Consider the following 25744-nt stretch of genomic DNA (forward strand, 5'->3'; position numbering starts at 1 on the left):
TTAGATATCATGTAGGAGGTAATATCAAATGGAATCTGTAACCTTAGATACGATTAATCATTATATTAATGGACAAAAAGTAAAAGGAAAGAGTGATCAAGTTGGTTATGTTTACAGTCCATCAACAGGGAAGAAAATTGCGGAGGTTCCTTATGCGACAAAAGAAGAAGTAAATGAAGCAATTCATTTTGCTAAACAAGCTGCTAAAAAATGGGGCAATACTTCTATAGGGAAACGAGTAGAAGTATTACATCGCTTTCGACATTTAATAGTAGAACATACAGAAGAATTAGCACGATTAATAGGTTTGGAAAATGGCAAAACAATCTCGGATGCGAAGGGGGAAATAGGAAGAGGGATTGAATCTGTTGACCTTGCTATCGGAGCACCACATATATTGAAAGGGGAACACTCTGCCAATGTGGGTGGTGAAATTAACGCTTATTCTATTAAGCAGCCTTTAGGAGTAGTAACGTGTATTTCTCCATTTAATTTCCCTGTGATGGTACCGCTTGCGATGAGCACAATGGCTGTAGCCGTTGGAAATGCAATGATTTTAAAACCATCTGAAAAGGTACCTTATTCTGCTTTATTTCTATCTGAACTCTGGGAACAGGCTGGACTGCCAAAAGGTGTATGGAATGTAATTAATGGAGATAAAGATACGGTTCAAGAAATAATCACACATCAAGATATCGAAGCAATCAGTTTTGTCGGTTCTTCAAAAGTCGCTGAAATTATCTATGAAACTGGTACAAAACACCATAAGCGCGTGAATGCATTTGGTGGCGGGAAAAATCATATGGTTGTCATGCCAGATGCAAATTTAGATAAGGCTGTTGATTCCTTTATCGGAGCTGCATATGGATCAGCATCACAACGTTGTATGGCTATCTCCACTGTCATGCCAGTAGGGGAACAAACAGCGGAAACATTTAAGGAGAAACTAAAAGTAAAAGTAGAGAAATTACAAGCTGGATCATTTGATGATGAACATGCTGATTTTGGAGCTGTTATTAGTCAAGAAGCGAAACAAAGCATTCTACGTGACATTGAAATGGCTCTCGAGGAAGGTGCGAATATGCTTGTGGATGGTAGAAATCCAGATGTAGAGAATAAAGAAGGGTTCTATCTGGGAGCAACACTTCTAGATCAAGTAAAACCAGATATGAAAGTATATATAGAAGAAGTATTTGGTCCTGCAAGAATAGTTGTAAATGTTGAGACACTAGAAGAAGCAATTGGTTTAATCAATGACCATCAGTATGGAAATGGAGTAACTATATTCACCAATAGTGGTAGGGATGCACGTAAGTTTACACAAGAAATCGAAGTAGGCATGGTGGGTGTTAACGTACCAATACCAATTCCTGTCGGATACTATAATTTTGGAGGATGGAAATCTTCCAGGTACGGTGAAGGTCAAATGTTCGGACCTGATACGGCAAGATTTTTTACAAAAACAAAGACAATATCAGAAAGATGGTTTGATCAAGAAGAATCAGATGAATTGACATTTGATTTTCCGGGTACGAAAGATTGATTGATTCTATAAGAGTGTTGACTGGGATAATAGTATGACGACTGTTTAAGAAATATATTCCACTTATCCAGTGGTGGCTGGTGAGCCGCCGAATGTTTATGTATCGGGGACTCACCTATGCCTAGCTCCCACAGGAATATCTGTAGAATTCTTTCGTTTGTTTTAGCTATCAACCGTCTTTTGATCAAAACCTTTTAGCGTTCTAACCTTACAGTATTATCCAATAAACCGCTTCGTTATTTCTTTTGGTCTAGTTATAGCACCACCTACTACGCACGCATAGGCACCAAGTGTTATACATCGTTTGAACATTTCTGGAGTTATTATATTTCCTTCTGCAATAACCGGTATTTTTACTTCTGATAATATGTTCTTAAGAAAACTAAAATCATTATCATACAATTTAAAATCAGAAGTATCTTTTGTATAACCATATAGAGTGGTAGAGATACAGTCAAAGCCTAGTTTTTCTGCATTCTTTGCTTCTTCTATAGTCGCTACATCTGCCATTAGTTCAACATTGCTATTTAATTGTTTTGTATAATCTACTAAATCTTTGAGTTTGATATTATTTGGACGATTTCTTGTAGTAGCGTCTATAGCAATCATTTCACAGTTACTTTCCAATAGCTCATTAATTTCTTTATAAGTAGCAGTTATAAAAACTTCACTGTCATTATAATCTCTTTTAACAATACCTATTACTGGAAGATTAACCTCTTTTTTTATTTCCATAATATCTTCTTTTGAGTTAGCTCTAATTCCTTTTGCACCACCTTGTTTTGCAGCAAGTGCCATTTTTGACATAATAAAGGAACTATGCAATGGTTCTTCAGATAATGCCTGACAAGATACAATCAAGCTATTTTTAATTTGATCTAGCATATTTTTATCATCCTTTTAAAAAAAATAGTAAAGCTGTCCCTTATACATCTATGTGTAATAATCGGCAATAATTAGATATATTATGAATAAACCAAGTAGCTACATACAGCTCTAGTGTGGACGCAAATGTAGATTGAAACAATTTAATTATTCCACGATTTCATATTTATTATAATACACTGAAATAGCTCATGGAAAGGGATTAGAGTGATCACACATGTTATGAATTGTTTTATTTTGAGATATCGTCCTCTTGAGATCTACTAGTATGATAATCAGGATAAATCATATATTCCTCATTTTAAAGAATGTACGCATCTTCTTCATAATTCTTAAGCTATTCTACACGTAATTTTATCTTTAGTTAATTCTCTTTGTCATGGTGTTAACAAAATAATATTATGTTGAATCATTGACAAAGTAGATTCAGGATTCTAATATTTAAATAATATATATTAATTTTTCTGATTTTTTTATAAAACAGTAAATAGAGAGAGGTAGTTAATATGGAAAAACTTTATCAATCCCTAGATTCCCTTTATGAAGAAATCGTGCAACTACGACGATATCTGCATCAATATCCGGAGCTTTCATTTCGAGAAGTACATACTCCAAGGTATATTGCAGAATATCATGAGAAGTTAGGTCATCGAGTTCGTACAAATGTTGGTGGAAATGGAGTTGTTGCTTATTTAGAAGGAGGTAAGCCAGGGCCGACAGTTGCAATGCGAGCTGACTTTGATGCATTACCGATTAAAGAAGAAACAGGATTGTCTTTTCAATCTAAAAATGATGGAGTTATGCATGCATGTGGGCATGATGCACATACGGCCACACTTTTAGGGCTTGCAAAAGCATTGAATGGGATAAAAGAAGAATTAAAGGGTACCGTTGTTTTTATTCATCAGCATGCAGAAGAGGTTATTCCTGGTGGAGCAAAATCCATGATTGAAGATGGGTGTTTGAATGGAGTGGATGTTATCTTTGGAACACATATTCAAGCACAGACACCATTAGGTGAAGTGAATTATCGAGTTGGTCCACTACAAGCTGCGGCTGACTTCTTTGAAATTGATATTCAAGGGAAAGGTGGACATGGAGCTTATCCGCATCAAACTAAGGATAGTATTGTTGTTGGTAGTCAGCTAGTAAACAACCTTCAACAGATTGTTAGTCGGAAAGTCGATCCGCTTCATTCAGCGGTTGTTTCGGTTGGTTCTTTTGAAGCAGTCAATGCGAATAATGTGATTGCTGATACAGCGGAATTAAAGGGAACAGTACGAACGTTTGATGAGGGTGTTCGAGACTTGATTGAAGCAGAAATGAAAAGAGTAGTTTCTGCGACCTGTGAGTTGTCTGGTGCTAAAGGTATCCTACATTATCGTAGAGGGTACCCAACCCTTGACAATCATGAAAAAGAAACGCTATTTGTCGCAGAACTAGCAAAAGACATCCCTGGAGTAGAAGTGGTGCAAGAATCACCTCAAGTTATGGGTGGTGAAGATTTTTCTTATTACCTTCAACAGGTGAAAGGAACATTTTTCTTTACGGGAGCTGAGATAAAAGGAAGAGAAGAGTCTTATCCACATCATCATCCTAAATTCGATATTGATGAAAGAGGATTACTTATTGCGGCAAAAGTGTTAGGAAGAGCTACATTAACGTATATGCAAGAACATAGTAAGAGTGAGAAGGTAGTAGAGTTATAGATTTGGAAACTAAGAGCTGAGATTCTAATAGAGTCTCAGCTTTTTTTCGGTAGTTTTTCACTCTAATCTGCCATGATAATGGCAGTAAAGTATTTTTATTTCCTTTTATTTGGTTTATCATTTAGAATTTCTCTTAGCTCTTTAATCTCATTCTCTGATAAATTGTCATCTTCCATAAACTGAACAAGCATTGATTTGACAGTTCCTCCATAAATACGTTGGATAAATGATTTTGCTTCTGCTTTTTGACATTCGTCTTGAGAATAAAGTGGATAAAACGTATAGATTCGTTGATTCTTATTGACTCCAATTACATTTTTCTTAACAAGACGATCTAGTAAAGTTCGAACTGTTTTTGCTTTCCATTCAGTTTTCTTTTGTAAGGAATAGATTACTTCATTCGCTGTTTTTGGTGATGATTCCCACAAGACATTCATTACTTCCCATTCCGCTTCTGAAATATTAGGGACATCTTTACTCATATAAATTCTCCTTCAATTTCCTAATAGTATATTTGCTTATCTCTAAGGATGGATAATGTAATCTCTGTTGCTCTGCTACCAGTTGCATTTGCTATATCCTGAACGTTTGTAGCAAAAAAATATGTCTTATTATGGGTTTCTACAAAACCGATAAACCATCCATTGATATCTTTTCCGTTTATATTTCCAGTACCAGTTTTTCCATATAACGTTACGGCCTCTGTCTCTTCCACTTTTAAAGCATCTTTCACAGATTGAATATGTTCTTCTTGAAAATCAAATGCATTATTATAAAAAGATTGGAGTAACTCCACTTGCTCTACAGGAGATATTTTTAATGAAGACACTAGCCAGTGGTCGTCAATACCGCCAGATATATCTTCATTACCGTAGTTCATATATGTTAAGTAATCCTTAATTGTATTTAGCCCAGATGCCTTATCAAGTGTTTGGAAATACCAATTAACAGAATAGGTTAACGCAGATGTCAGTGTTTGATCCTGATTCCATTGTTCATAGTTTTGTTCTACACCATTCCACTCAATTGTATTATCTTCACTTGTTATAATACCTTCCTCTAATGCGATTAATGCACTATAGATTTTATAGGTAGATGCTGGTGAAACCCGCATTGTACTCTTTTCCTTATTGTAAATTAAAAATTCATCTTCTCGTAAATCATATAACACAAAGCTCCCATCACTCTCGTTAAAATAAGAGCTTAAATCTTCATACATTACTTTTTTTGCTGTGAAATTTTCATATTGGTTGCTGTCATGAGCTAATACGGAAACGAATGGAATAAGACTAGTAATCAATAAACCGACAACAATAAAGATAATCATACTTTTTAATTTCAACAGTTTCGATTCTTTTTGAAAAGCCATAATTTCTTCCAATCGTTGTTTTACCTGTTTCTTTGAACCATTGAATTCATTGGTTAAATGGTTATAACGTTTTTTTGCTGTGAAATCGATGAAGTTAATCATGGCTCTGCCGTATTTTATATTTTGTTCATAGTCGTCAAGCATATTTAAAACAGAGGTATCACAAGCTATTTCACGATCTAAGCGCATCTTTTTAAGTGCTATCCATACCAAAGGGTTGAACCAATAAATAATTTGATAAAACATCATCAAGTAATTAGTGTGAATATCCTTATATTTAACATGATGTAATTCATGTAAGAAGATATGTTGTAAATCTTCTTTTGACATCTGATTGTCTATGTGACTTGGTAATACGACATAGGTATGAGTGAAACCAAAAGTTACGGGTGATTGAACAGATGAAGATGTTCCTAATGTAATATCTTTTGAGATGTGTAGTTGTTTTTTACAGCTTTCAAATATTGCAGTTACATCTTTATTTTTTATTTTATCAATAGATATTTTTATTTTTCTTAATTTAAGCAATGCTTGAATAGCGAAAATAGTAAAAATAAAAGTTCCACATATCCATATTAGCATTAGTGAAATATTTAAGAAATCAGGACTAGACTGATTTACCGATACGCTGAAATCTTGCATCCAGTTTGAGTTCATAGCAGAAGTTGTTTCATTATGATCTAAATTAGCTCTACTCCAAGAAGAAGGTAGATTATTCTCAAAAGGAATTGACAATTGAATTGCATGTAAAAGTTGACTTGGCAGAAAAGGAATTGCTAGCGCGACGAGTAGTAAAAACCATATGTTATATCTCCACATAGAGGACATCTGTCTATAAAATAGTTTTCTAGTGAACAAAATAATTGTAATTGTGACAGTTGAAATGATAAATCCAATTACTAGGAAGTCTATAAACATTTTCTCGTCTCCGTTTCGATTATTATTACATTTGTAATATTTAGAGTGTAGCACTCTAATATGTAGTATTCAATAATTATAAATTATTGTTGACCTATTAAGATTACATATGTAATATAAGATTACGGATGTAATCTAAAACTTTCAAGGAGGGAACTCGATGATGAGTATTTTAAAAAGAAGTAGCGTACTACTACTACTATTAATGTTAGTAGGAGCAGTATTGATGGCGTGTTCGAAAGAAGCAGAAAGTAAAGAAGAAAATCCAAAAGTAGTTGAAGAGAAAACTGATAAAGGAAGTGAGGCCTTTAAAAAATTGGAAGACGAATTTGATGTAAAGTTAGGTGTGTTTGCCATCGATACAGGGTCAAATAAAGAAATTAATTATCAAGAAAATGATCGGTTTGCGTATGCTTCAACATTTAAACCTTTGGTTGTTGGGGCCATTTTGCAAACAAAGTCAGATCCAGAATTGCAAGAAGTGATTAGATATACCGAAGAAGATTTGGTTACGTATTCACCAATTACGGAGAAACATGTGGATGAAGGCATGACTCTTCTAGAAATTTCCGATGCAGCGATTCGTTATAGTGATAATACTGCTGCAAACCTTCTTTTAGAAGCCATAGGTGGTCCTGATGAATTAGAGACTAAGTTAAGAGATATTGGTGATGAAACAATTGAAGTAGATCGTTATGAAACAGAATTAAATGAGGCAACTCCAGGTGATATTCGTGATACAAGTACACCGAAAGCAATGGCAAACAGTCTTCAACAATATGTATTAGAAGATGTGCTAGATGCAGATAGAAGAGAAATTCTTACAAACATGCTTATCAACAATACGACAGGTGATGCGCTAATTCGTGCCGGTGTACCTGAAGGTTGGACTGTTGGAGATAAAACTGGAGCAGGAGGATATGGAACGAGAAATGACATTGGTATCATTTGGCCAGAAGATAACGAAGAACCAATTGTTATTGCAATAATGTCTAGTCGCGATGTAGAAGATGCAGATTATGATGATAAATTAATAGAAAAAGCGACGAAGGTAGTGGTTAAGGAGTTAAGTAATTAACTTGATTTAGTAATAGCTAGTAGACCTAAAATTCTAGTTTTGACTGGAATGGAACTATTGGTACAATAATTAAAAAGGGTATCTAAAATGAGATTAAATTTCTCTTTTTAGAGAAGGGGAAGGGGAAAACATTATGGATTTAGGTTTGCATGGGAAATCAGTAATTGTTGCGGCTTCTAGTAAAGGGTTAGGAAAGGCGTCTGCAAAGCAATTTGCTGCAGAAGGGGCAAAGGTTATTATTTCGAGTCGTAATCAAGAAGAATTAGAGAAAGCACAAGATGAAATTCGTTCAGTAACTGGAAATCACAATGTGAACTATATTGTTTGCGATATTACTAATCCAACGTCTGTAAGAGAATTAGTGTTAAAGACAATTGAATTAAATGGAACTGTTGATGTTCTTGTTAATAACGCTGGAGGTCCGCCTGCCGGAAACTTTGATAGTGTAAGTGATGAGGATTGGACCGGTGCATTTGAATTAAACTTACTTAGCTTCGTGCGTTTAATAAGAGAAGTATTGCCTCATATGCGAAAACAGGGAAGTGGGCATATTGTAAATATTGCTTCATCGTCTATTAAACAACCTATTGATAATTTAATCCTATCTAATACATTTAGAGCAGGAATTATTGGTTTGGCGAAGAGTTTATCACAAGAATTAGCCCCGGATAACATTTTAATCAACACGATTGGGCCAGGGAGAATTGGAACAGATCGTGTAAAGCATTTAGATGAATTTGTAGCAGAACAGCAAGACATAAGTTATGAAGACGTAAAATCAAAAGCGGAATCATCCATTCCAATAGGACGCTATGGGAAGCCCAAAGAATTCGCCAATTTAGTAGTATACTTATGTTCGGGTGCCAATACGTATATAACTGGACAATCGTTATTAGTTGATGGCGGTATGGTGAAGGCGTTGTAGATTTCATCTTATTTAAGATATAAAAAAAGCGCTTAGAATGAGTTTAATCTCTAAGCGCTTTTTTAAATTATATGGTTTTGCTCTCTCCATTTAGAATTAATTCAAATGAGATATTTGCTTTTAATGAATCGGATACAGAGCAATATTTCTCTTCACCTAAATTGATTGCACGCCATACTTTTTTGCTATCAATATCACCATCGATAATAAAAGTAACAACAATATCCGTAAATCCTTTCGGAGCTTCTTCTTTTCTAATACCGTCAGTTTCTATTTCTATCTTTGTTATTTTATCAAGGTGTGGTCTCAATATCATCGTTACATCAATACCGATACAACCTGCTAATGAACTTAAAAGCATTTCGGTTGGAGTAGCGCCTTTACCTAGGCCCCCGTAAGCTTCTGTTGCATCCATATTTATTTCATATCCTGAATCACCCGTAGCAGTAAATGCTCTACCGCCAGTCCATTTAGTAGTCACTTTCATCTTTATCATCCTTTCTTAATAGTTTAAGCTTGTTCCTGGTCCAACAGGTATTCCAAGAATGTACCAGATAGCAAAGAATATCATCCATGTAATCAGAATTACTATTGAATGGGGAAGCATTAGTGAAATTACAGTACCTATTCCATTTTGCTTTCCATATCTTTGAGCAAATGCTACAACAAGTGGAAAAAATGGCATTAATGGAGCGATAATATTTGTTGCAGAATCGCCAATTCGGTATGCTACTTGTGTTACTTCTGGAGAGATCCCCATCTGCATAAACATTGGAATAAACACTGGTGCCATAATTGCCCATTTTGCAGAGTCAGCTGCGATAAATAAATTAATGATGGCGGTAATCAAAATTAAAGCAATAAGTAAGAATACGCCATTTAATTCGATTGCTTCCAATAGGTTAGCCCCGTTTACAGCAATAATAGTACCTAAGTTAGTATAATTGAAAAATGCAACGAATTGTGCGGCGAAAAATATCAATACAATAAATCCGGCCATTGTCTCTAAAGAGGAAGTCATTAGGCTCGCTATATCTTTGTCATTCCGAACAGTTTTCGTAACAATTCCATAAACAATACCAGGAATTAAAAAGATTAACATCATTAGAAAAATAATACTACTCATAAATGGAGAAGTAATAATACTTCCATTCTCTCCTCTTAAAGGTCCATTTTCTGGAATAACTAGTAATGCTATGGCAATAATCGTTATTAATATTGATATATTTGCCCAGAAAAGTCCTTTTTTCTCTACTTGAGTTACTTTGGTATTATCATCATTGCAGTCTTCACCTGAAGTGTATTTTCCTAATTTAGGTTCAACGAGTTTATCTGTAATAATTGTACCTAAAATTACAATTATGAATGTAGATGCCAGCATGAAAAACCAATTATCTGTTGGGTTAACAACATAGCTTGCATCTAAAATTCTCGCTGCCTCTGTAGAAATACCGGCTAGTAAAGGATCATTTGTACCTATTATTAAATTGGCAGAGTATCCACCAGCTACACCAGCAAAAGCTGCAGAAAGCCCTGCTAAAGGGTGACGATTAAAACCTAAAAATATGATTGCTCCTAATGGTACAAGTACAACATACCCTACAGATGCAGCTACATTGGAAAGTACACCCATTAATACAACAATCGGTGTAACAAAACGTCTTGGCGCTTTAGATACAGTATTAGTCATTAAAGCACTAATATATCCACTTTTTTCAGCAACCCCAACGCCAAGCATTGCAACAAGTACTGGTCCTAGTGCTACAAATGAAGTGAAATTACCGACAACGCTGGAAAACATGTGGGCAATACCATCTGGTGTAAGTAAACTGATTGCCTCTACTGAAAGTGTTTCTCTTTCCATTGTTTCATTATTAACACCTTCGAATGAAACTGACACTCCCATGAGATATAAAATATGTGATAAGGCAATGACAATTAAGGTGAATAAGATGAATATTGTTACAGGGTGAGGGAGTTTATTCCCTAACTTTTCTATCGTATTTAATGCTTTTATCGATTTGGATTGATTCTTATGACTCATTTTTTCCTCCTATATGAATGACTATAAATACATATCCTAGTATACAGATGAGATTAATTATGTCTAGTAGATTGATTCAGTATTAGTTTGAACCAGAATATTAGTTGCAATTCTATAAAACTTTTTATGCTATTGGTTAATTTTGTCGAATTAAATATTATTTTGTCAGTTTTTGTAATAATTTTAAGAATTTTATATTGACAATTGAAGTGAGTATTGATAGATTTATTGATGAAAAACGAACAATTTTATAATTAAACTTAAGAAATGTTCGGAATTTGTTTGTTGGTCATTGGAAATTTAATGATTTTTATAAAGGGGGAGGGTAAAAGGTGTACTTTAAAGATAATTATGAAGAAATAAAAAGTATAGCAGAAAAGATCTATCATCATCCTGAATTAGGTTATAAAGAAGAGAATACAAAGCAAACAATCATTAATTATTTAACAACAATTAATCCAAATATTAAGTTGGACTACTTTAGTACGACAGGTTTTCGAACGTCGCTAGGAAGTGAACATGCGGATATTAATATTGCTTTTATTGCAGAATTAGATGCTGTTTATGCTCCTTCTCATATGTACGCAGATGAACAAACAGGTGCTGCACATAATTGTGGCCATTATACACAAGTTGCGATTGCACTAAGTCTTTATAATTACTTATATCAATCTAAAGCGTATAAAGATTTAACCTACAAAATCACTTTTATCTTTGTACCTGCGGAAGAATATTTAGATCTAGAGTATAGAGAAGAGTTAATGAGCCAAAAGAAAATCAGTCATTATGGTGGAAAGCCAGAAGCAATGAAACTTGGTGTATTTGATGATATTGATATTGGATTTTGTGTGCATGCAATAGGAGGAGAGTTTTCAAAACGAACAATTGAGATTAATTGTGATTTAGCTGGATTTCTATATAAAAAATATACGTTTAAAGGAAAAGCGACACACGCAGGTTTTGATCCATTTTCATCAATAAATGCCTATAATATATCTACTTTATTCAATACAGCAGTTGGGTTAGGGAGACAACAATTAAAGGATGGGGAAAATGTAAGAATTAATCCAATTGTAATGGAGTCAGATATGTCTACGAATGTCATACCTAATCAGATAACTGTAGGCACCGATTTACGTACAAGGTCCGTTGATTATATGAAAGAGGTAGCTGGTAAATTAGATGCAGCTGCCAAAGGTAGTGCTATTGCGCTAAACGGGGAAGTAGAGACAAAAACTCAAATGGGATATTTACCGTTTATTCAAGATAGGTATCTTTCAACATTTGTTGGTGAAGCATTTGATGAAAATAACGAGATAGAAGAGATCTGGAATAATAATGCTATTAGTGCTGCAGGAGATATTGGAGATCTGTCTTATATGATTCCTTGTATACAGATTGGATACAGTGGTTTCACGGGTACGATTCATGGTGATGATTTCATAGATATTGATCCGGAATTTATTTATGAGGTTTTTCCAAGATTTTTAAGTCAAGTCATCGATAAATTAGACGGAAATATCGACACTTCTAAAATTTATCGTCGAACTTATCAAGATTATATGAATGTCATTCAACATATTGTGAAGGAAACTGATCAAATATAGGGAGCGATACAGTTGAAAATAAAAGATTTGGTTTATTTGATTGCGTTTGTATTAGTTATCATTACAATTTCTGAGATGATAGGTTTCCAAAGTATATCTATAGGAGACATCTCTATTGGGGTATTGCCTTTAGTATTTGCTATTGTAATAACGATGATATTAGGTTTGCAGTTCTTTCGAAAAGGTTTTTGGAAACAAATTTATAGTAAAGTAAACATTGAGTTTTCTGGGAAGTATTTGATATTTATTATGCTCCCTTTAATGGCTCGTTATGGAGCAGACGTTGCCCCTCAGATTAGAGAAATACTACAAATTGGGTGGGTATTTATTTTCCAAGAATTCGGGAACTTGGGAACGGTTATTTTTGGTTTGCCAATAGCAATAATGATTGGTTTACGTAGAGAGGCAATAGGTGCAACGCTAGGTATTGGAAGAGAAGGTGAGCTTGCTTATATCTCTGAAAAATATACTTTAGATTCAAAAGAGGGAAGAGGAGTTTTATCTTTATACATTATTGGTACGTTATTTGGAGCTATCTTCTTTAGTATTCTAGCTCCCATTCTTTTAGGTTTGGGAATAAGAGTAGAGGCATTAGCGATGGCTTCTGGTGTTGGTTCTGGAAGTATGATGAGTGCTTCTTCGGCAAGTCTTGTAGCACAAATGCCAGAAATGGAGAGTACTATTTTGGCTTATGCATCAGCAAGCCAGTTATTAACTAGTTTTCTTGGAACATTTACGATGGTATTTTTAGCTGCTCCATTACAACAATTTATGTATAAACTTCTAGTTCGAGGTGAGAAGTAATGACGGGACTATTATCTAATAAATATATTAAATTTGGTCTGATCATATTTTTGAGTGTAGGATTGATTATGTTTACACAGGAAATAAAGCACTTGAAAGACCCAAACTCTATGCCGGTAACTGGTATGACGGTGTTAGGATTAGGTGTCCTGTGGTTATTTTCGATGATTGGGATTTTGATATCTGATTTAGTAAATAAAACTTCTATATCGATCTTGCGTGAATTCCCGGTTTTGGGATGGGTATCTATTGTTTCGTTATTGATGTGTCTGTTATCAGATTTTTTTATACAAGCTATACAAGCAGTTGATTTCTTATCAATTACGACACCTATATTAACATTTGCTGGTATATCAGTAGCAAATAGATTAGTTGATTTGAAAAACACTTCATGGAGGGTAGCCATTGTAGCGGTGTTTGTTTTTACAGGAACTTACATTGGAAGTGCATTAATTGCGACATTAGGGCTTTATCTAGCAGGGAATTAAATGTTTAGCTATAGAGTGAGAATGCGGGATAAACTGCCAGTATATGTCTGATTTTGTTTAAGTAGCCTATAGGCATACATTTATAACGTTTAATAATATAATCTTCTATTTTAAATTAAATGTTTTATAAAAAGGAATGGAACACATTATTCTTGTGTATCCCATTCCTTTTTTATAAAACTTTTATCAGTTTCGCCAGTAGACTCCGACTTCATAAGTCTACATTTATTCTTTTGAGCATGTCTTTGCCTAGATTCTTCTAATTTATGATGTGAATCTTAGAAAAACATTGATACAATGGCACCATTCAAAAGGTTAGCAAATGTGGCTGCAATTAATGCCTTCAGCATAAGTTTTTGAATCTCAGTCTTACGTTGTGGGACCATGTTAGAGAGCATCCCGACAATACTTCCAGCTGCTCCAAAATTAGCAAATCCACTTAAAGCAAATGTCAGTACTGCTAAAGCTCTGTCTGATAAGCTATCAACCATCGTAGAAAGCTGAGCAAATGCAACAAATTCATTTAATAATAACTTCTGTGCAAGTAAATTTCCAGCTACAAGTGCTTCGTCCCATGGAATACCGATAACAAAGGCAATTGGTGCAAATAGATAACCTAGAATTAATTCCAAAGAAAAATTTTCAAAGCCAAATAGTGAGCCGCCCCAGCCCAAAATTCCATTTATTAATGCTATTAATCCAATAAAGGCGATTAGCATCAAGCCGACGTTCACTGCAAAATGTAATCCTTCCTTCGAGCTCGTGAAAATAACATCAATAATATTAGTCTTCTCTTCACTCGAGGCAAGTACAGTTTCTTTCCATTCATTTTCATTTATTTCTTCTGACTCCGGTATGATGACCTTTGCAATCATAATTCCTGCAGGAGCGGACATAATTGCCGCTGATAGCAGGTATTCTAAGGGAATTCCCATTGCTGCTAAGCTTATCATAATTGCACCTGAGACAGACGCCAACCCACCAACCATTACAGAGAACAGCTGTGATCTAGTCATGTTAGCGATATACGGTTTTACTACTAAAGGTGCCTGTGTATTCCCAACAAAAATATTAGCTGCAGCAGCTGCTGATTCAGCATAAGATGTTTTCATGATTTTTGAGATAAAACCACCTATGAAGCGCACCATGTATTGCATGATTCCAAAGTGATATAACAATGCGATGAGAACAGTGAGGAAGATAATCATTCCTAGGACGTTCACTGCAAATACGGCGACATCTCCACCTCTATCCGCTAATGGGCCAAAAACAAAGGCAATTCCTTCATGGCCATAATCAATAATGTCATTTATCGCTGTTGACACGTAAGCAAGGGTATCCTTTCCAAACTCCCACTTTAACACGATATATCCAAAAATTACTTGTAAGATAAACCCAATAGAAACGGTCCTTATATTAATAGATTTCTTTTTTTCAGATAATAGAAATGAGAGTAGAGTAATTACTAAGCAACCAGCTAATCCCCATATGAAACTCATATTTACACCTCTTCATTTTTGTGTTTATTAGTAAATCCAAGATTAATAGTTAGCAAACAGTATTTTTGTATCTTGGATTATCGATTTTTTCTTGATGTACGTATAGATAAACTTATAAGGTATCAATAGAGTTACAGCAATTTTAATGTTTGTTGTATTAACTGAACGAATTTGTCACGAGATTGACCCGCTACTTCAATAACTTCCTCATGACTTAAAGGCTGATCTAATATCCCACAAGCCATATTGGTTAAACAAGAAATTCCTAATACTTCTAGTCCAGAATGAATGGCAATAAGTGCTTCTGGTACGGTAGACATACCAATTGCATCTCCGCCAAGTATACGAATCATTCGAATTTCTGCAGGTGTTTCATAAACAGGGCCACTCCACCAACCGTATACACCTTCTTGTAATGTTATGTTCAAATCTTGGGCTGCATCTCGAGCTAAAGCTCGTAAGTTACGACTATAAACTTCGGAAACATCTGGGAAGCGTGTACCTAGGTCTTCATTGTTTTTGCCTATTAATGGGTTTGTACCAACAAGGTTAATGTGGTCACTAATTAACATTAGTTCACCAGGGTTAAAATCAGTATTAACTGCACCACAAGAATTTGTGATGATTAGTTTTTCCACCCCTAATGCTTTTAAGACCCGTACAGGAAAAGTAACTTCATCCAAAGTATATCCCTCGTAATAATGATAGCGACCTTTCATAGCTACTACTTTTTTACCTTGTAAATGTCCAATCACCAATTCATTTGCATGTCCAACTGCATTTGATTTGGAGAAGTAAGGAATAGTTTCATAAGGTATAACAACAGCGTCTTCTATTTCTTCAGCGAGGCTTCCTAATCCTGATCCGAGAATCATTCCTATTTCTGGTTTAATGCCTGTTTGTTCCGAGATAAATGATTTTGCTTCTAATATTTCTTCTGTTTTATGCATTTCTGTTTCCTCCTAAATACTGTGTTATAAAACTGATGCGAAGTTTGATAAATGAACCCGAATACTAAAGTAAAAAAGCCTGAAAAAGATAGAATTAATTCTACCTTTTCCAGGCCTACTAGAGTCAAAGTTTGTTTACAATGTGAAATACCACACCAAAACATGATAGACAAGAGAGCAATTAACTCATTTGTCCATACATATAACTTCAACTCGTAGTCCGGTTCTTTTTGGGAACTTGGTAGAGACGTTCAGACCATATTACTGAACATATACGAGTACAATATTTAATTTCGCTATTAATATAGCAAATTAAAAGTATGTTAGCAAGCAAAAAGTGAACATTTTAAACAATAATACAATTAATGTTCGTGTTTTAGTCAAAAATGAATGTTGAGTATAGATTTTATATTGTCTAGTTCGTTTAAATTGTCAACAATGAATAACTGTCATATTAATTAAAAGGGACACTCATAAAATGCGAGTGTCCCTTTTAGAATTTTTGGTTTATCCAAAATTAAGAAGGTGAACTACCATTCATTACGTAGGGAAAGATCGATCCCCATTGAATAAAGTTCCCTTTATGGTGAAAGTATTGTGCCATATTTACAAGGGCTGGTAACCATAAAATTTTCTTTAATGAATAACTAGTAATTTTGCCACGTTCCTTGCCAATCCTTCCAAGTAGTTCGGTCCATTTTTTAAGGCATCTTCTAAATCACAAGGACCTTGAACAATACTAAATGCTGCATCGATTCCATGGTTATAGACTTTTTCATAATCAGTACCTAAGGTTCCGCTTAAAGCTATAACAGGAATGTTGAATCTTTTTGTAGCCTTGGCAACCCCAATAGGGGTTTTACCATAGATGGTTTGTCCATCGATTTTTCCTTCACCGGTGAGGACAAGGTCTGCATCAACCACCCGTTCGTAAAAATTGGTTTCTTTTAAGACGATTTCTACTCCAGGTTCGAGCTTTGCATGAAGAAATGCTAGTAATCCAGCTCCGAGTCCTCCTGCTGCACCAGCTCCTGGGATATCTTTGACAGACTTTTTTGTAACCCGTTCTAACACATCATGGTAATTGCTGAGAGCAGAATCAAGGTCAGATACCATTTTTTTATCTGCCCCTTTTTGTGGTCCATAAATTGCACTTGCACCGTACTCTCCTAATAGTGGATTATCTACATCACAAGCAACAATTATTTGTACATCCTGTAACCTTTTATCTAAATTACTTAAGTCGATGTCATCGAGATCGATTAAACTTCCTCCCCCTGAAGGTATAGAGTTTCCTTCGCTGTTTAACAATTTACCACCTAATGCTTCTACCATTCCTGCTCCGCCATCGTTGGTGGCACTTCCGCCAATGCCAAGAATGATTTTTTCTACATTATGGTCAAGAGCTGCTTGTATTAATTGTCCTGTACCATGGGTCGTTGTTTTTAAAGGGTTTCGTATTTCACTAGGGACAAGTGCAATTCCTGAAGCCTCGGCCATTTCGATAATTGCAGTCGTTTTATCTCCAGAAATTGCGTAATTAGCGATAACTGAATTTCCTAAAGGTCCAGTAACTTTTTTGGAATGTGTGGTGCCGTCAAGTGCATCGGCAAGGGATTGAATGGTTCCCTCACCGCCATCTGCCATTGGTATTAGCTCGAGATCTAACTTATCTTGAAATACAGATTTAACACCTTTAGCAATTGCTTCTGCAGCTTGTTGTGCTGTCATACTTTCCTTAAATGAATCGGGTGCGATTACGATTTTCTTTTTCTTCAATTCCATTCACTCCTTAACTTAAAAGAACAACGGTATAATTCCGTATATAATCGTAGATACAATTGCGATAGTTAAACCTACCAATGTTTCATAAGGAATTAATTTTAATCGTTCTTTTACTTGCATCCCCACACTTCCTGCTGTCGCATGGAAGAAGCTTCCGTGTGGCATATGGTCAATTACGGTTGAACCAGCATGAATCATTGCTGCTCCACCCAATGCTGCTACTCCCATTTCGAGTAAGGTAGAAGCAAATACACTACTTGCTACTGTAGCCCCTGCTGTAGTTGATGCAGTTGCACCGGACATAAATATTCCAGAGACGGGAGCGAGCGAGAATGCTGGTAAACCAAGTCCTTCTAATGCGTTTATCAATACTGTATCAATACGTGAATTTTGGATAATTCCGGCTAGTGTACCTGTTCCAATTAACAGAATAGCTACAGGTGCCATTTTTTCTAATCCAGTTTTAATATAATCATTTGTGTTACGCCATTGTCCCATTGCAATAATTCCAATCAACCCTCCGACAGGAAGTGCAATTATTGGATCGATATTAATATCGAAGAGAGGTCGCAATGCAAGTAGGACAATTGCAACAATTGGACCAAGTAAGGATGTAAACAATGATGGTAAAGTGTTTTCCTCGGATTGTTCGATTTCTTTTTCTTCAATCATTGTACCGCGTGATGAAATCTTTTTCGCGATAATATACGTAGCAACGATACCGAATATAGCAGGAATAACTCCTGCCCCCATCACAGATATAAGCGGAACATTAAACGCATCAGAAACTGCAATCGTATTTGGATTAGGAGACATCACATTACCTGCTTTACCTCCACCGACCATTGCAAGTAGTATCGCTATTCTAGATAGACCCGCATTAGAAGCGATTACGAGAGCAATTGGAGCAACGGTTATTACTGCTACATCAACAAAAACACCGACTGCTGTTAAGAACATTGTTGCTAATGCGAGTGCTAATAGAGCGCGTTTTTCACCAAACTTAGTAACAATGGATTGTGCTATTTTAGCTGCTGCTCCTGATTCAATAAGGATACCAGCGAGAATTCCTGCAGCCAAGATTCTTAATACGGATGGAATAATTCCTTGGGCACCGCTAACCATTAAGCTAACGGTGTCAACAATATTTGTACCACCTATTAATCCGCCAATTAGTGCCCCTGTCATAAGACCATATACAGGCGGGATCTTCTTTAATATCATTATAATTGATATAATTAAACCGATAATTGCACCGAATGCACTTACTTCTATTTCCATAGCTGTTCACCTTCATTACATGTAGTTTTAATACTACCTTCATTGTAAGCGTTATCAGCATCGGATATCATTAGTCATTTGAACAAAAAGGCAGCGTTTTCTTTGTGTTATTATTGTGCGTTTGCATGAATGACGATGTTAATTATTGTTTGATTCAAGTTTATATAAAAGTTGAGCCATTTTTAACTCTAGAAGGTGATTAATATTTCTAGGGTCTTTTCCAGTTATTTGATATATTTTGTCTAGTCGATATGTTAATGTATTTCGATGAATAAATAGCTTATCGGAGGTGATAGACATTTTTCCGTTTTCCTCTATATATGTTTTTAATGTTTGGTGAAGTTGTGTACCATCATTCTCTGTAAGAATGCGGTGACACGTCGCAATTAGCTGCTTTGTTGACTGCGGGGTATTCTTGAGCAAATCATAAGTCAAAATTGCAAGATTTAAGTCTTGATAACTCCATACCCCGCCTGATGGATATAGTGTATTTGCAACTTCGATTATTTTTTGTGCTTCTTGATAGGATTGTCTCCAACCGTTTACTCCCGTTAAATAAGGCCCGACTGCAATAGTCATATGGGGGATAGCTGAAGTCTTATGCTTTTCTATTAAAATATCCTTTAAAGGAGTATTGCTAGATGGTTGGATTTCTTTTTTTAGTATAAGGTGTTGATTTGTAAATAATGGTATATACTCATCTTCTTGATTAAGCCAAGAGTGAATATGTTTTTCTACATCTTTTGTATGTTTTTTATCTAATACTGGTGTAGATATGATAATAACAGCATAGGTTGTTTTGATATCTAGTTTTGCATAGTGTGCTCTTTCTTGAATATATGTTTGATCTTGTTCGGTTCCTAAAAGAATATTAGTGATTTGATTTTGGCGAATTTGTTTATTTTGCTGAATTTCATTTGTTAAGAAAGCCTGTTCTAGCGTAAGTTCTGCACCCATTTGGATTAACTGAGAATAGTCACGGATATCATCTGGATGTCCGGTTATTCCGATTACACCTACAATATTTTCTTGAAAAGTAATAGGTAAATTAATCCCTGGCTGAGAGCTATGCCAATGATTGGTTCTTGAAGTATCAATTTCAATCGTATGTTTTTCTTTAATTACTTGAACGGCTCCATCGTGTAACTGTCCGATTCTAGAAGGTACACCTGAAGCGATGATTGTACCTGTTTGATCCATAATATTTATATTGGCATGTATAATGGACATAGTACGTTTTACGATTTCGTTTGCTAATTGTTCGGTTAAGATGGTCTTCAACTCCTTTTGTTTCTATGTATAGTATAAAGGATTTGTTAGCAATAGAAAGTTTAGTATGAATTATACTATCTACTATAGCCACTTGACAGGATGAATATATTAATTACAGTGAGTTTAATAGAGAATTTTTGATTTTGCCACCATATAGGTGAATTCAAAAGATAGGAGTGACAAAATGTATATCGAAGCAATTGTGCAGACAGTGGAGGAAGCAATACAAGCAGAAAAGTTTGGAGTGGATCGATTAGAGTTAGTGTCTGGGATGAAAGAGGGAGGATTAACTCCTAGTTATGGGACGATAAAAAAAGTTCTAGAACATGTAAATATTCCTGTACAAATAATGGTGAGACCGCATAGTTATCATTTCATTTATACTGCGTGTGAGTTAGACACAATATATGAAGATATTCGAAATATAGTTGAATTAGGTGGGAGAGGAATTGTTTTTGGTGCCTTGCACCGTGACAGTACAATAAACATGGATGCTTTAGAGACGGCAGCAAGTATCTCAGATGAGCTGGATATTACGGTTCATCGTGCTTTTGATGAAGTACCTTCATTAGAAGAAGCTTATTTGTCTATTGCTGAATGTAGTAATGTACAGCGTATTTTAACTTCTGGTGGTTCTTCAAATTGTTTAGAAGGAAAGCAATCATTAAAGAGTTTAGTCGAATTAGCGAATTCCTCTAGAGGGCCAAGCATTTTACCAGGTGGGGGCTTAAATATGGATAATTTCAATGAAATACACTATTTTGTTCAAGCTGACCAGTACCATTTTGGAACCGGTATCCAGACGGATGGGGATTTTTCAAAAGGGTTAGATGCGGAGAAATTACAGGTAGTCAAACGTATTTCATAGACCAATGAATGAACGTGGAAATTACACCTAGATTTACAATAATAGTATCAAAAACCTATGCTCTTTACATATATGCATAGGTTTTATTTTTGCTTCGTTTTCTTTTTTCTCCTATACAATATAAAGTAAATAAAGAGTAATGCTAGAAAAAATCCAATTGCATTGTTTCTGAGACTGCCAAATGTAATACCATCTTTAATAAATATGAAATCTATCAAATAAATGAGAGGAATAATGATGAAGAAATATCCAAAGATAGCTAGGATAAAAAATGGTGCAAAGCGCATCGTTATCAATCTCCTTTTTAAACTATCCCCTTAATCAAATGGATTAAAACAAATATGTTTATCGAATTTATACTCTAAACGTTCTATTTCACTCCTCTGGAACATAATTTGATAAAGGTTTATTTAATTGGTGTTAGGAGGTTACATCATGACTGATGGGAATAACGATGAATTGAAAAATTCTCGTAATTATTCACAGGGGCATGGGAGTCAAGGACCACATGGATATGAAGGAAATGCAGGTGATAAATCCCATACGAATCCTGCTGCTTTTAACTGGGATATTGATCTTCCAGCAGAGATTCATTCACAGACTGTCGGAAAACGTGGACCAATTTTAAAACAGGACAATATTGAGCACGAAACATTACAAACATTTATTCATGAGAAGATAATAGAGAGACCGGTACATGTAAAAGGTTGGGGAGCTTTTGGTTATTTTGAAACATTGTATTCTATGAGTGATTATACAACATTATCTTTCTTGCAGACACCGGGTACAGAAGTGCCGGTATTTGTGCGGTTCTCCTTAGCAGTTAGTACAAAAGGAACCCCAGATACATCCCGTAATGTAAGAGGATTCTCCACTAAATTTTATACAGATAACGGCATATTCGATTTGATATGTAATCATATTCCTGTTTTCTCTGTTCGCGACACAATTCGTTTTCCAGAAGCGATTAAAGCGTTTTTACCATCTCCGGTAGATAACTTAATCGATCCCACACGCTACTGGAATTTTGTGGCACGTGCGTCTGAATCACTTCTCTTTACACTACTTGTTTACTCCAACCTTGGTACAGTGAAAAGTCTACGTCATTTGCCTGGGCATAGTGTAAATACCTATGTTTGGAAAAATGGAGAAGGAAAACGATATTTTGTTAAATACACGTGGGCACCGCTGGCTGGAGAACAGTATATTCGTAACGATGAAGCAGTACGACTAGCGGGAGAGAATCCGGATATTGCAGGACAGGACTTACATGATGTCATTGAAAGAGGGGAGCCAGTTGAATTTGGGTTATATGTACAGATCATGGATCCTGAAGATGCTGCCAATCTACCATATGATCCATTAGACGATACCAAAATATGGGATCAACAACAGTTCCCTTTCCAACCAGTGGGAAGAATGGTATTGAATAGGAATCCTGATAATTATATGGAGCAAGTTGAAAAAGCGGCTTTTTCTCCATCTAATTTACAAGAAGGTGTAGAACTATCAGATGATAAGATGTTACAAGGAAGAGCAAATATTTATTGGGATTCACAACGTTATCGGATAGGTCCTGATTTTCGTAATGTACCAGTTAATCATGAATCTGACTGGTGGCCAGGTAACCTTGTGACAAGTGGTGATGGACGCTATGTTGAAGGTAGATTAGAGAGATCGGACATCGAAAAACAGGATGATTTCACACAACCTGGTATGTTTTACGATTCTCTATCAGACCAACAACAAGAAGATTTAATTAATAATATGGCAGGCGGATTAACTACTGTATCACCGGAAGTATATAATACTGTTCAGGGTTATATGCAGAAAGCTTCAGAAGATTTAGCGAGAAAGCTGAATAGAGCTGTAACAATGATGAAAGAAGATTAATAATGTAATATAAAATCGTGTCGTTAAAAAATTCAACCGGTTTATTTTGAGTTTTACTTCTCTATTCATATAAGCTCTCTTTTTTTAATTCGGAGGTAGATAGGTTTACAATATAAAAACACCCCCAAGTTAGTTGTTAGAGGTGCAAATTATTAATAATCATTATTACTTACTGTCTTGTCTTTTTATGACCTTCTTCTGCTTCTTCTTGTTCTCTTTGTTCTTTAATCTGTTTATGTCTTTGACGTTGGCGATAACCGTATGTCGAAGATAGAACTACATCCTCATTCTCTAAGGCAGAGCCAAGTGCACCTATAATCGTTGCAATACTAGTAGCTGTCCATGCGATGTACAGATAGCTCGTAAAGTTAATTTCCTCATTTATTTGATTTTCAAGCAATTCTGCTGGAATAAAAATATTAACAGCAAAAGTAAATAAAACGTATAGAATAATATAATACAAACATACAGTTGATAGCAAGGTAAAAACGGTAGTAGCATTATATAGTTTTCGAATATAGTCATCTTTACCATCTTGAGGTCGTTCCCACAATTTATGGGCTACTATAATCCAACTTACCATGGACGTAATAGCAATAAAAGTTAGTAAAATCATCCGTGGTAATGAATAATAATCACTCAACTGCCATAGTGTTGGGAAGACCAGCGCGTATGCTCCGGTAGTAAATGCAATCATAATTACTTTCATAAATGCTGGAAAGAGTGACCATGGGCGATTGGCTCGTACCATTCCGGAAATGATTCGTATAGCAATACTCCATTTCCGTGGAACAGTAAAACGAACATCGATATTGCATTCACCATGCGTCTCATGCTCATCAGGTGTTTCTCGTTTAATAGGGGAAATTCTTTCTAAGAAACGTTTTCCGATTAAGCGTGTTGAACTTTTATTCTTCAATTCTTTATAATCTTCATTCATAGATTGAAGATGAAGTTCGGCCTTTTTTCTATCGCCATCAGAGCTGCCATAATACATTTCGTTTACTAACTGTAATATGGACTCTCGTAGTCTTTTAATCATCCTTGTTGAGCCCAGACTAGGCATGCTAATTAATGCTATGTTTTCGTCTTGATTTGCTTCTGCAATAATTAGCCGTTTTTCTTTGAATAAAGGTAAATCTGTAAGACAAATTCCAAAGTCCCAGTCGTTTTTTTTCTTCTTATTTTGAGTAGCTTTTAGAATGTCAATAGATTCACCAGTACCTGTAAGTGGGTCTTCAATATATTGAACCTCCCATTCGCAATCATCGTCTACGTAAAACTGTAGTAGATTTGGGAGTTCTTCTTTTAATTTTGCTGCAATATAGTTGGGATAACCTGGAGCTGAAATTAAACCAATACTCCTACTAGTTGAACATGTAGTCATAACTTCACCCTTTTCATTGTGCCGATATTAGTATGTTATTCTGTTTAGCCGAAAAGCAAAGGGTTTAAACTACAATTTTAGGTTAACTTAGTAGATGAACTGGCGACGTATAGAGAATTATAACTTATTAAAACTAGGTAGTTATGGTAGTTTTAAATTGTATTATGAAGGTACATTTTAATACGGTTCCATAAAAGCAGCTATGTTACAGACAAAAGTCTACGTAGTCGAATGGGTGAACATGTAATTTCTTCCGAATCCCACAAGTCGAATAAAAGTCTAAGCCAGAATAAATAAAAACATATACAATATAGTCCAATTGGTTTAAATTTTTCATTACATTGAATTAATTGAAAATTAACTATTGACAGTTATTTGCTGGTTCGTTATGCTAATATACAAATCTTACACAACTATATAATATTTTCCTTATCAAGAGTCGGGGGAGGAACCTGGTCCGTTGATCCCGCAGCAACCAGTTACAGTTAAGTAACATGGTGCTCATTCCAGCAAGCTTATGCTTGATAGATGAGAAAAGTGTTTATGCCCACTAAATGAAACTCTTCCTCATCGGAAGGGTTTTTCTTTTTTCAAAAGGGGAGTGTAAAGAAAAACTGGAACAATGTGACTTTAAATATGACTAAACCAATAAGTTAACTTTATTTAGGAGGCGGATCAAAACAGTTACACAAGCCAAGCAATCGAAATTTTTATTAAAACGAAAAGGAGAGAGTGTATTATGCCAACTACAAAAACAGAGAGTCTTTATAAAAAATCGTATTTCAGTCGTATCCAAGAATTAAAGGAATTTGCACCAGGTGTATTTAATTCGTTCTTTGCCTTCAACAACAAAGCGCTCGAAGAAGGGAAGCTTTCCGTGAAACAAAAAGAATTAATTGCAGTGGCAGTTGCTCACATTACAGGTTGTCCATACTGTATTGAACTCCATGTAGGAAATGTGAAAAACCAAGGTGCTGATAAAGAAGAAGTAACTGAGGCAATATTTGTTGCAACAACATTAAAAGCAGGCTCTTCATTAGCGCACGCAGTAAATGGATTGAATGCATATGACGGAAATGATGATGATGAGTTATATAAAGCTTCCTACTTTAAACGACTACAAGAACTAGGTGAGATAAGTGATGATGCTTTCAAAGCTTTCTTGAAATTTGATGGAGCGGTTTTAAAAGAAGGTAAACTTACATTGAAGGAAAAAGAGTTGATTGCAGTAGCCTCTGCGCATACAACAGGATGTGCTTATTGTATTGACTTGCATACGAAAAATGCAAAGGAAGCTGGAGCCAGTAAAGAAGAGTTATCAGAAGCTATTTTTGTAGCTGTTGCTCTTAAAGCAGGTTCTGCATTAGCGCACAGTGTCAATGCATTAAATGCTTACGATGAAGAGTAGTTTAATAGATTCCCAATGTTAATTAATGTAA

Annotated in this window: 22 protein-coding genes and 2 riboswitches; of the genes, 10 read left to right on the plus strand and 12 right to left on the minus strand. The window is 35.3% G+C overall.

Features of this window, described 5'->3' with window-relative positions:
* Positions 1-28 precede the first annotated feature (28 nt).
* Complete coding sequence (locus AQ616_RS07680; RefSeq protein WP_017797983.1) at positions 29-1543, plus strand: CoA-acylating methylmalonate-semialdehyde dehydrogenase; 1515 nt, start codon at positions 29-31, stop codon at positions 1541-1543.
* A 216-nt stretch (positions 1544-1759) separates the two neighbouring features.
* On the opposite strand, the gene AQ616_RS07685 is transcribed toward AQ616_RS07680, so the two are convergent.
* On the minus strand, positions 1760-2428 hold the full coding sequence (locus AQ616_RS07685) for an N-acetylmannosamine-6-phosphate 2-epimerase (protein ID WP_017797982.1): 669 nt from the start codon (positions 2426-2428) through the stop codon (positions 1760-1762).
* A gap of 506 nt (positions 2429-2934) precedes the next feature.
* On the opposite strand from AQ616_RS07685, the gene AQ616_RS07690 reads away from it, so the two are divergent.
* On the plus strand, positions 2935-4137 hold the full coding sequence (locus AQ616_RS07690) for a M20 family metallopeptidase (RefSeq protein ID WP_069685449.1): 1203 nt from the start codon (positions 2935-2937) through the stop codon (positions 4135-4137).
* Between the two features lie 95 nt (positions 4138-4232).
* Here AQ616_RS07690 and blaI read toward each other — a convergent pair whose 3' ends face one another.
* Both blaI and AQ616_RS07700 read right to left on the minus strand, forming a co-directional pair.
* Positions 4233-4619, minus strand: coding sequence for a penicillinase repressor BlaI (gene blaI / locus AQ616_RS07695; RefSeq protein WP_017797981.1), 387 nt, complete (start codon positions 4617-4619; stop codon positions 4233-4235).
* Positions 4620-4639: 20 nt separating this feature from the next.
* Complete coding sequence (locus AQ616_RS07700; RefSeq protein ID WP_069685450.1) at positions 4640-6424, minus strand: BlaR1 family beta-lactam sensor/signal transducer; 1785 nt, start codon at positions 6422-6424, stop codon at positions 4640-4642.
* A 160-nt stretch (positions 6425-6584) separates the two neighbouring features.
* Between AQ616_RS07700 and bla the strand changes: the two genes are divergently transcribed.
* Entirely contained in the window at positions 6585-7502 is a 918-nt protein-coding gene (gene bla, locus AQ616_RS07705) for a class A beta-lactamase (protein ID WP_084822446.1), read from the plus strand.
* A gap of 133 nt (positions 7503-7635) precedes the next feature.
* Positions 7636-8427 carry an SDR family oxidoreductase gene (locus tag AQ616_RS07710; RefSeq protein WP_017797978.1) on the plus strand — a complete coding sequence of 264 codons (792 nt, stop codon included), beginning with the start codon at positions 7636-7638 and terminating at the stop codon, positions 8425-8427.
* A 67-nt stretch (positions 8428-8494) separates the two neighbouring features.
* On the opposite strand, the gene AQ616_RS07715 is transcribed toward AQ616_RS07710, so the two are convergent.
* Both AQ616_RS07715 and AQ616_RS07720 read right to left on the minus strand, forming a co-directional pair.
* Positions 8495-8914 (minus strand): OsmC family protein, encoded by a 420-nt coding sequence (locus AQ616_RS07715; protein WP_017797977.1) that lies wholly within the window; start codon positions 8912-8914, stop codon positions 8495-8497.
* 15 nt (positions 8915-8929) lie between these two features.
* Positions 8930-10471, minus strand: a complete 1542-nt coding sequence (locus AQ616_RS07720) for an AbgT family transporter (protein WP_069685451.1) — start codon at positions 10469-10471, stop codon at positions 8930-8932.
* A gap of 332 nt (positions 10472-10803) precedes the next feature.
* Between AQ616_RS07720 and AQ616_RS07725 the strand changes: the two genes are divergently transcribed.
* From AQ616_RS07725 to AQ616_RS07735, 3 genes are read left to right on the plus strand one after another with little or no spacing between them, the layout of a single operon-like run.
* The gene (locus tag AQ616_RS07725; RefSeq protein ID WP_069685452.1) at positions 10804-12078 is read left to right on the plus strand and encodes a M20/M25/M40 family metallo-hydrolase; all 1275 of its coding nucleotides are present in this window, start codon (positions 10804-10806) and stop codon (positions 12076-12078) included.
* A gap of 12 nt (positions 12079-12090) precedes the next feature.
* Positions 12091-12882 carry a DUF3100 domain-containing protein gene (locus AQ616_RS07730; protein ID WP_017797974.1) on the plus strand — a complete coding sequence of 264 codons (792 nt, stop codon included), beginning with the start codon at positions 12091-12093 and terminating at the stop codon, positions 12880-12882.
* A complete protein-coding gene (locus AQ616_RS07735; protein ID WP_017797973.1) occupies positions 12882-13370 on the plus strand; it encodes a hypothetical protein in 489 nt (162 codons plus the stop codon). The genes AQ616_RS07730 and AQ616_RS07735 overlap by 1 nt, the downstream gene beginning before the upstream one ends.
* A 278-nt stretch (positions 13371-13648) precedes the next feature.
* On the opposite strand, the gene AQ616_RS07740 is transcribed toward AQ616_RS07735, so the two are convergent.
* The 5 genes from AQ616_RS07740 to AQ616_RS07760 form a co-directional block, all read right to left on the minus strand.
* A complete protein-coding gene (locus tag AQ616_RS07740; RefSeq protein WP_017797972.1) occupies positions 13649-14869 on the minus strand; it encodes a NupC/NupG family nucleoside CNT transporter in 1221 nt (406 codons plus the stop codon).
* Positions 14870-15000: 131 nt separating this feature from the next.
* On the minus strand, positions 15001-15819 hold the full coding sequence (locus tag AQ616_RS07745; RefSeq protein ID WP_017797971.1) for a purine-nucleoside phosphorylase: 819 nt from the start codon (positions 15817-15819) through the stop codon (positions 15001-15003).
* A gap of 196 nt (positions 15820-16015) precedes the next feature.
* Positions 16016-16117: riboswitch (purine riboswitch) on the minus strand.
* Positions 16118-16455: 338 nt separating this feature from the next.
* A complete protein-coding gene (locus tag AQ616_RS07750) occupies positions 16456-17598 on the minus strand; it encodes a glycerate kinase (protein WP_139136340.1) in 1143 nt (380 codons plus the stop codon).
* 18 nt (positions 17599-17616) lie between these two features.
* Positions 17617-18885: a GntP family permease gene (locus AQ616_RS07755; RefSeq protein WP_017797969.1), complete on the minus strand. Its 1269-nt coding sequence runs from the start codon at positions 18883-18885 to the stop codon at positions 17617-17619.
* 138 nt (positions 18886-19023) lie between these two features.
* The gene (locus AQ616_RS07760) at positions 19024-20166 is read right to left on the minus strand and encodes a CdaR family transcriptional regulator (RefSeq protein WP_069685454.1); all 1143 of its coding nucleotides are present in this window, start codon (positions 20164-20166) and stop codon (positions 19024-19026) included.
* A gap of 175 nt (positions 20167-20341) precedes the next feature.
* Between AQ616_RS07760 and AQ616_RS07765 the strand changes: the two genes are divergently transcribed.
* Entirely contained in the window at positions 20342-21025 is a 684-nt protein-coding gene (locus AQ616_RS07765; RefSeq protein ID WP_017797967.1) for a copper homeostasis protein CutC, read from the plus strand.
* 83 nt (positions 21026-21108) lie between these two features.
* Here the strand turns inward: AQ616_RS07765 and AQ616_RS07770 are convergent, their stop codons facing one another.
* Positions 21109-21312, minus strand: coding sequence for a hypothetical protein (locus AQ616_RS07770; protein WP_017797966.1), 204 nt, complete (start codon positions 21310-21312; stop codon positions 21109-21111).
* Between the two features lie 148 nt (positions 21313-21460).
* On the opposite strand from AQ616_RS07770, the gene AQ616_RS07775 reads away from it, so the two are divergent.
* On the plus strand, positions 21461-22918 hold the full coding sequence (locus AQ616_RS07775; RefSeq protein WP_069685455.1) for a catalase: 1458 nt from the start codon (positions 21461-21463) through the stop codon (positions 22916-22918).
* Between the two features lie 169 nt (positions 22919-23087).
* Here AQ616_RS07775 and AQ616_RS07780 read toward each other — a convergent pair whose 3' ends face one another.
* A complete protein-coding gene (locus AQ616_RS07780; RefSeq protein ID WP_017797964.1) occupies positions 23088-24305 on the minus strand; it encodes a hypothetical protein in 1218 nt (405 codons plus the stop codon).
* Positions 24306-24731: 426 nt separating this feature from the next.
* Positions 24732-24840, plus strand: a riboswitch (SAM riboswitch).
* A 204-nt stretch (positions 24841-25044) separates the two neighbouring features.
* Between AQ616_RS07780 and AQ616_RS07785 the strand changes: the two genes are divergently transcribed.
* Entirely contained in the window at positions 25045-25713 is a 669-nt protein-coding gene (locus AQ616_RS07785) for a carboxymuconolactone decarboxylase family protein (protein ID WP_069685456.1), read from the plus strand.
* Positions 25714-25744: the final 31 nt, after the last annotated feature.

This window comes from Oceanobacillus sp. E9 (assembly GCF_001741975.1).
GTDB lineage: Bacteria > Bacillota > Bacilli > Bacillales > Amphibacillaceae > Oceanobacillus > Oceanobacillus kimchii.

Coding starts and splice junctions, on each gene's coding strand:
- AQ616_RS07780 (WP_017797964.1), bottom strand. CDS start 24,305: ATGACTACATGTTCAACTAGTAGGAGTATTGGTTTAATTTCAGCTCCA.
- AQ616_RS07700 (WP_069685450.1), bottom strand. CDS start 6,424: ATGTTTATAGACTTCCTAGTAATTGGATTTATCATTTCAACTGTCACA.
- AQ616_RS07720 (WP_069685451.1), bottom strand. CDS start 10,471: ATGAGTCATAAGAATCAATCCAAATCGATAAAAGCATTAAATACGATA.
- AQ616_RS07765 (WP_017797967.1), top strand. CDS start 20,342: ATGTATATCGAAGCAATTGTGCAGACAGTGGAGGAAGCAATACAAGCA.
- AQ616_RS07785 (WP_069685456.1), top strand. CDS start 25,045: ATGCCAACTACAAAAACAGAGAGTCTTTATAAAAAATCGTATTTCAGT.
- AQ616_RS07775 (WP_069685455.1), top strand. CDS start 21,461: ATGACTGATGGGAATAACGATGAATTGAAAAATTCTCGTAATTATTCA.
- AQ616_RS07755 (WP_017797969.1), bottom strand. CDS start 18,885: ATGGAAATAGAAGTAAGTGCATTCGGTGCAATTATCGGTTTAATTATA.
- AQ616_RS07770 (WP_017797966.1), bottom strand. CDS start 21,312: ATGCGCTTTGCACCATTTTTTATCCTAGCTATCTTTGGATATTTCTTC.
- AQ616_RS07740 (WP_017797972.1), bottom strand. CDS start 14,869: ATGAGTTTCATATGGGGATTAGCTGGTTGCTTAGTAATTACTCTACTC.
- bla (WP_084822446.1), top strand. CDS start 6,585: ATGATGAGTATTTTAAAAAGAAGTAGCGTACTACTACTACTATTAATG.
- AQ616_RS07680 (WP_017797983.1), top strand. CDS start 29: ATGGAATCTGTAACCTTAGATACGATTAATCATTATATTAATGGACAA.
- blaI (WP_017797981.1), bottom strand. CDS start 4,619: ATGAGTAAAGATGTCCCTAATATTTCAGAAGCGGAATGGGAAGTAATG.
- AQ616_RS07745 (WP_017797971.1), bottom strand. CDS start 15,819: ATGCATAAAACAGAAGAAATATTAGAAGCAAAATCATTTATCTCGGAA.
- AQ616_RS07690 (WP_069685449.1), top strand. CDS start 2,935: ATGGAAAAACTTTATCAATCCCTAGATTCCCTTTATGAAGAAATCGTG.
- AQ616_RS07715 (WP_017797977.1), bottom strand. CDS start 8,914: ATGAAAGTGACTACTAAATGGACTGGCGGTAGAGCATTTACTGCTACG.
- AQ616_RS07735 (WP_017797973.1), top strand. CDS start 12,882: ATGACGGGACTATTATCTAATAAATATATTAAATTTGGTCTGATCATA.
- AQ616_RS07685 (WP_017797982.1), bottom strand. CDS start 2,428: ATGCTAGATCAAATTAAAAATAGCTTGATTGTATCTTGTCAGGCATTA.
- AQ616_RS07710 (WP_017797978.1), top strand. CDS start 7,636: ATGGATTTAGGTTTGCATGGGAAATCAGTAATTGTTGCGGCTTCTAGT.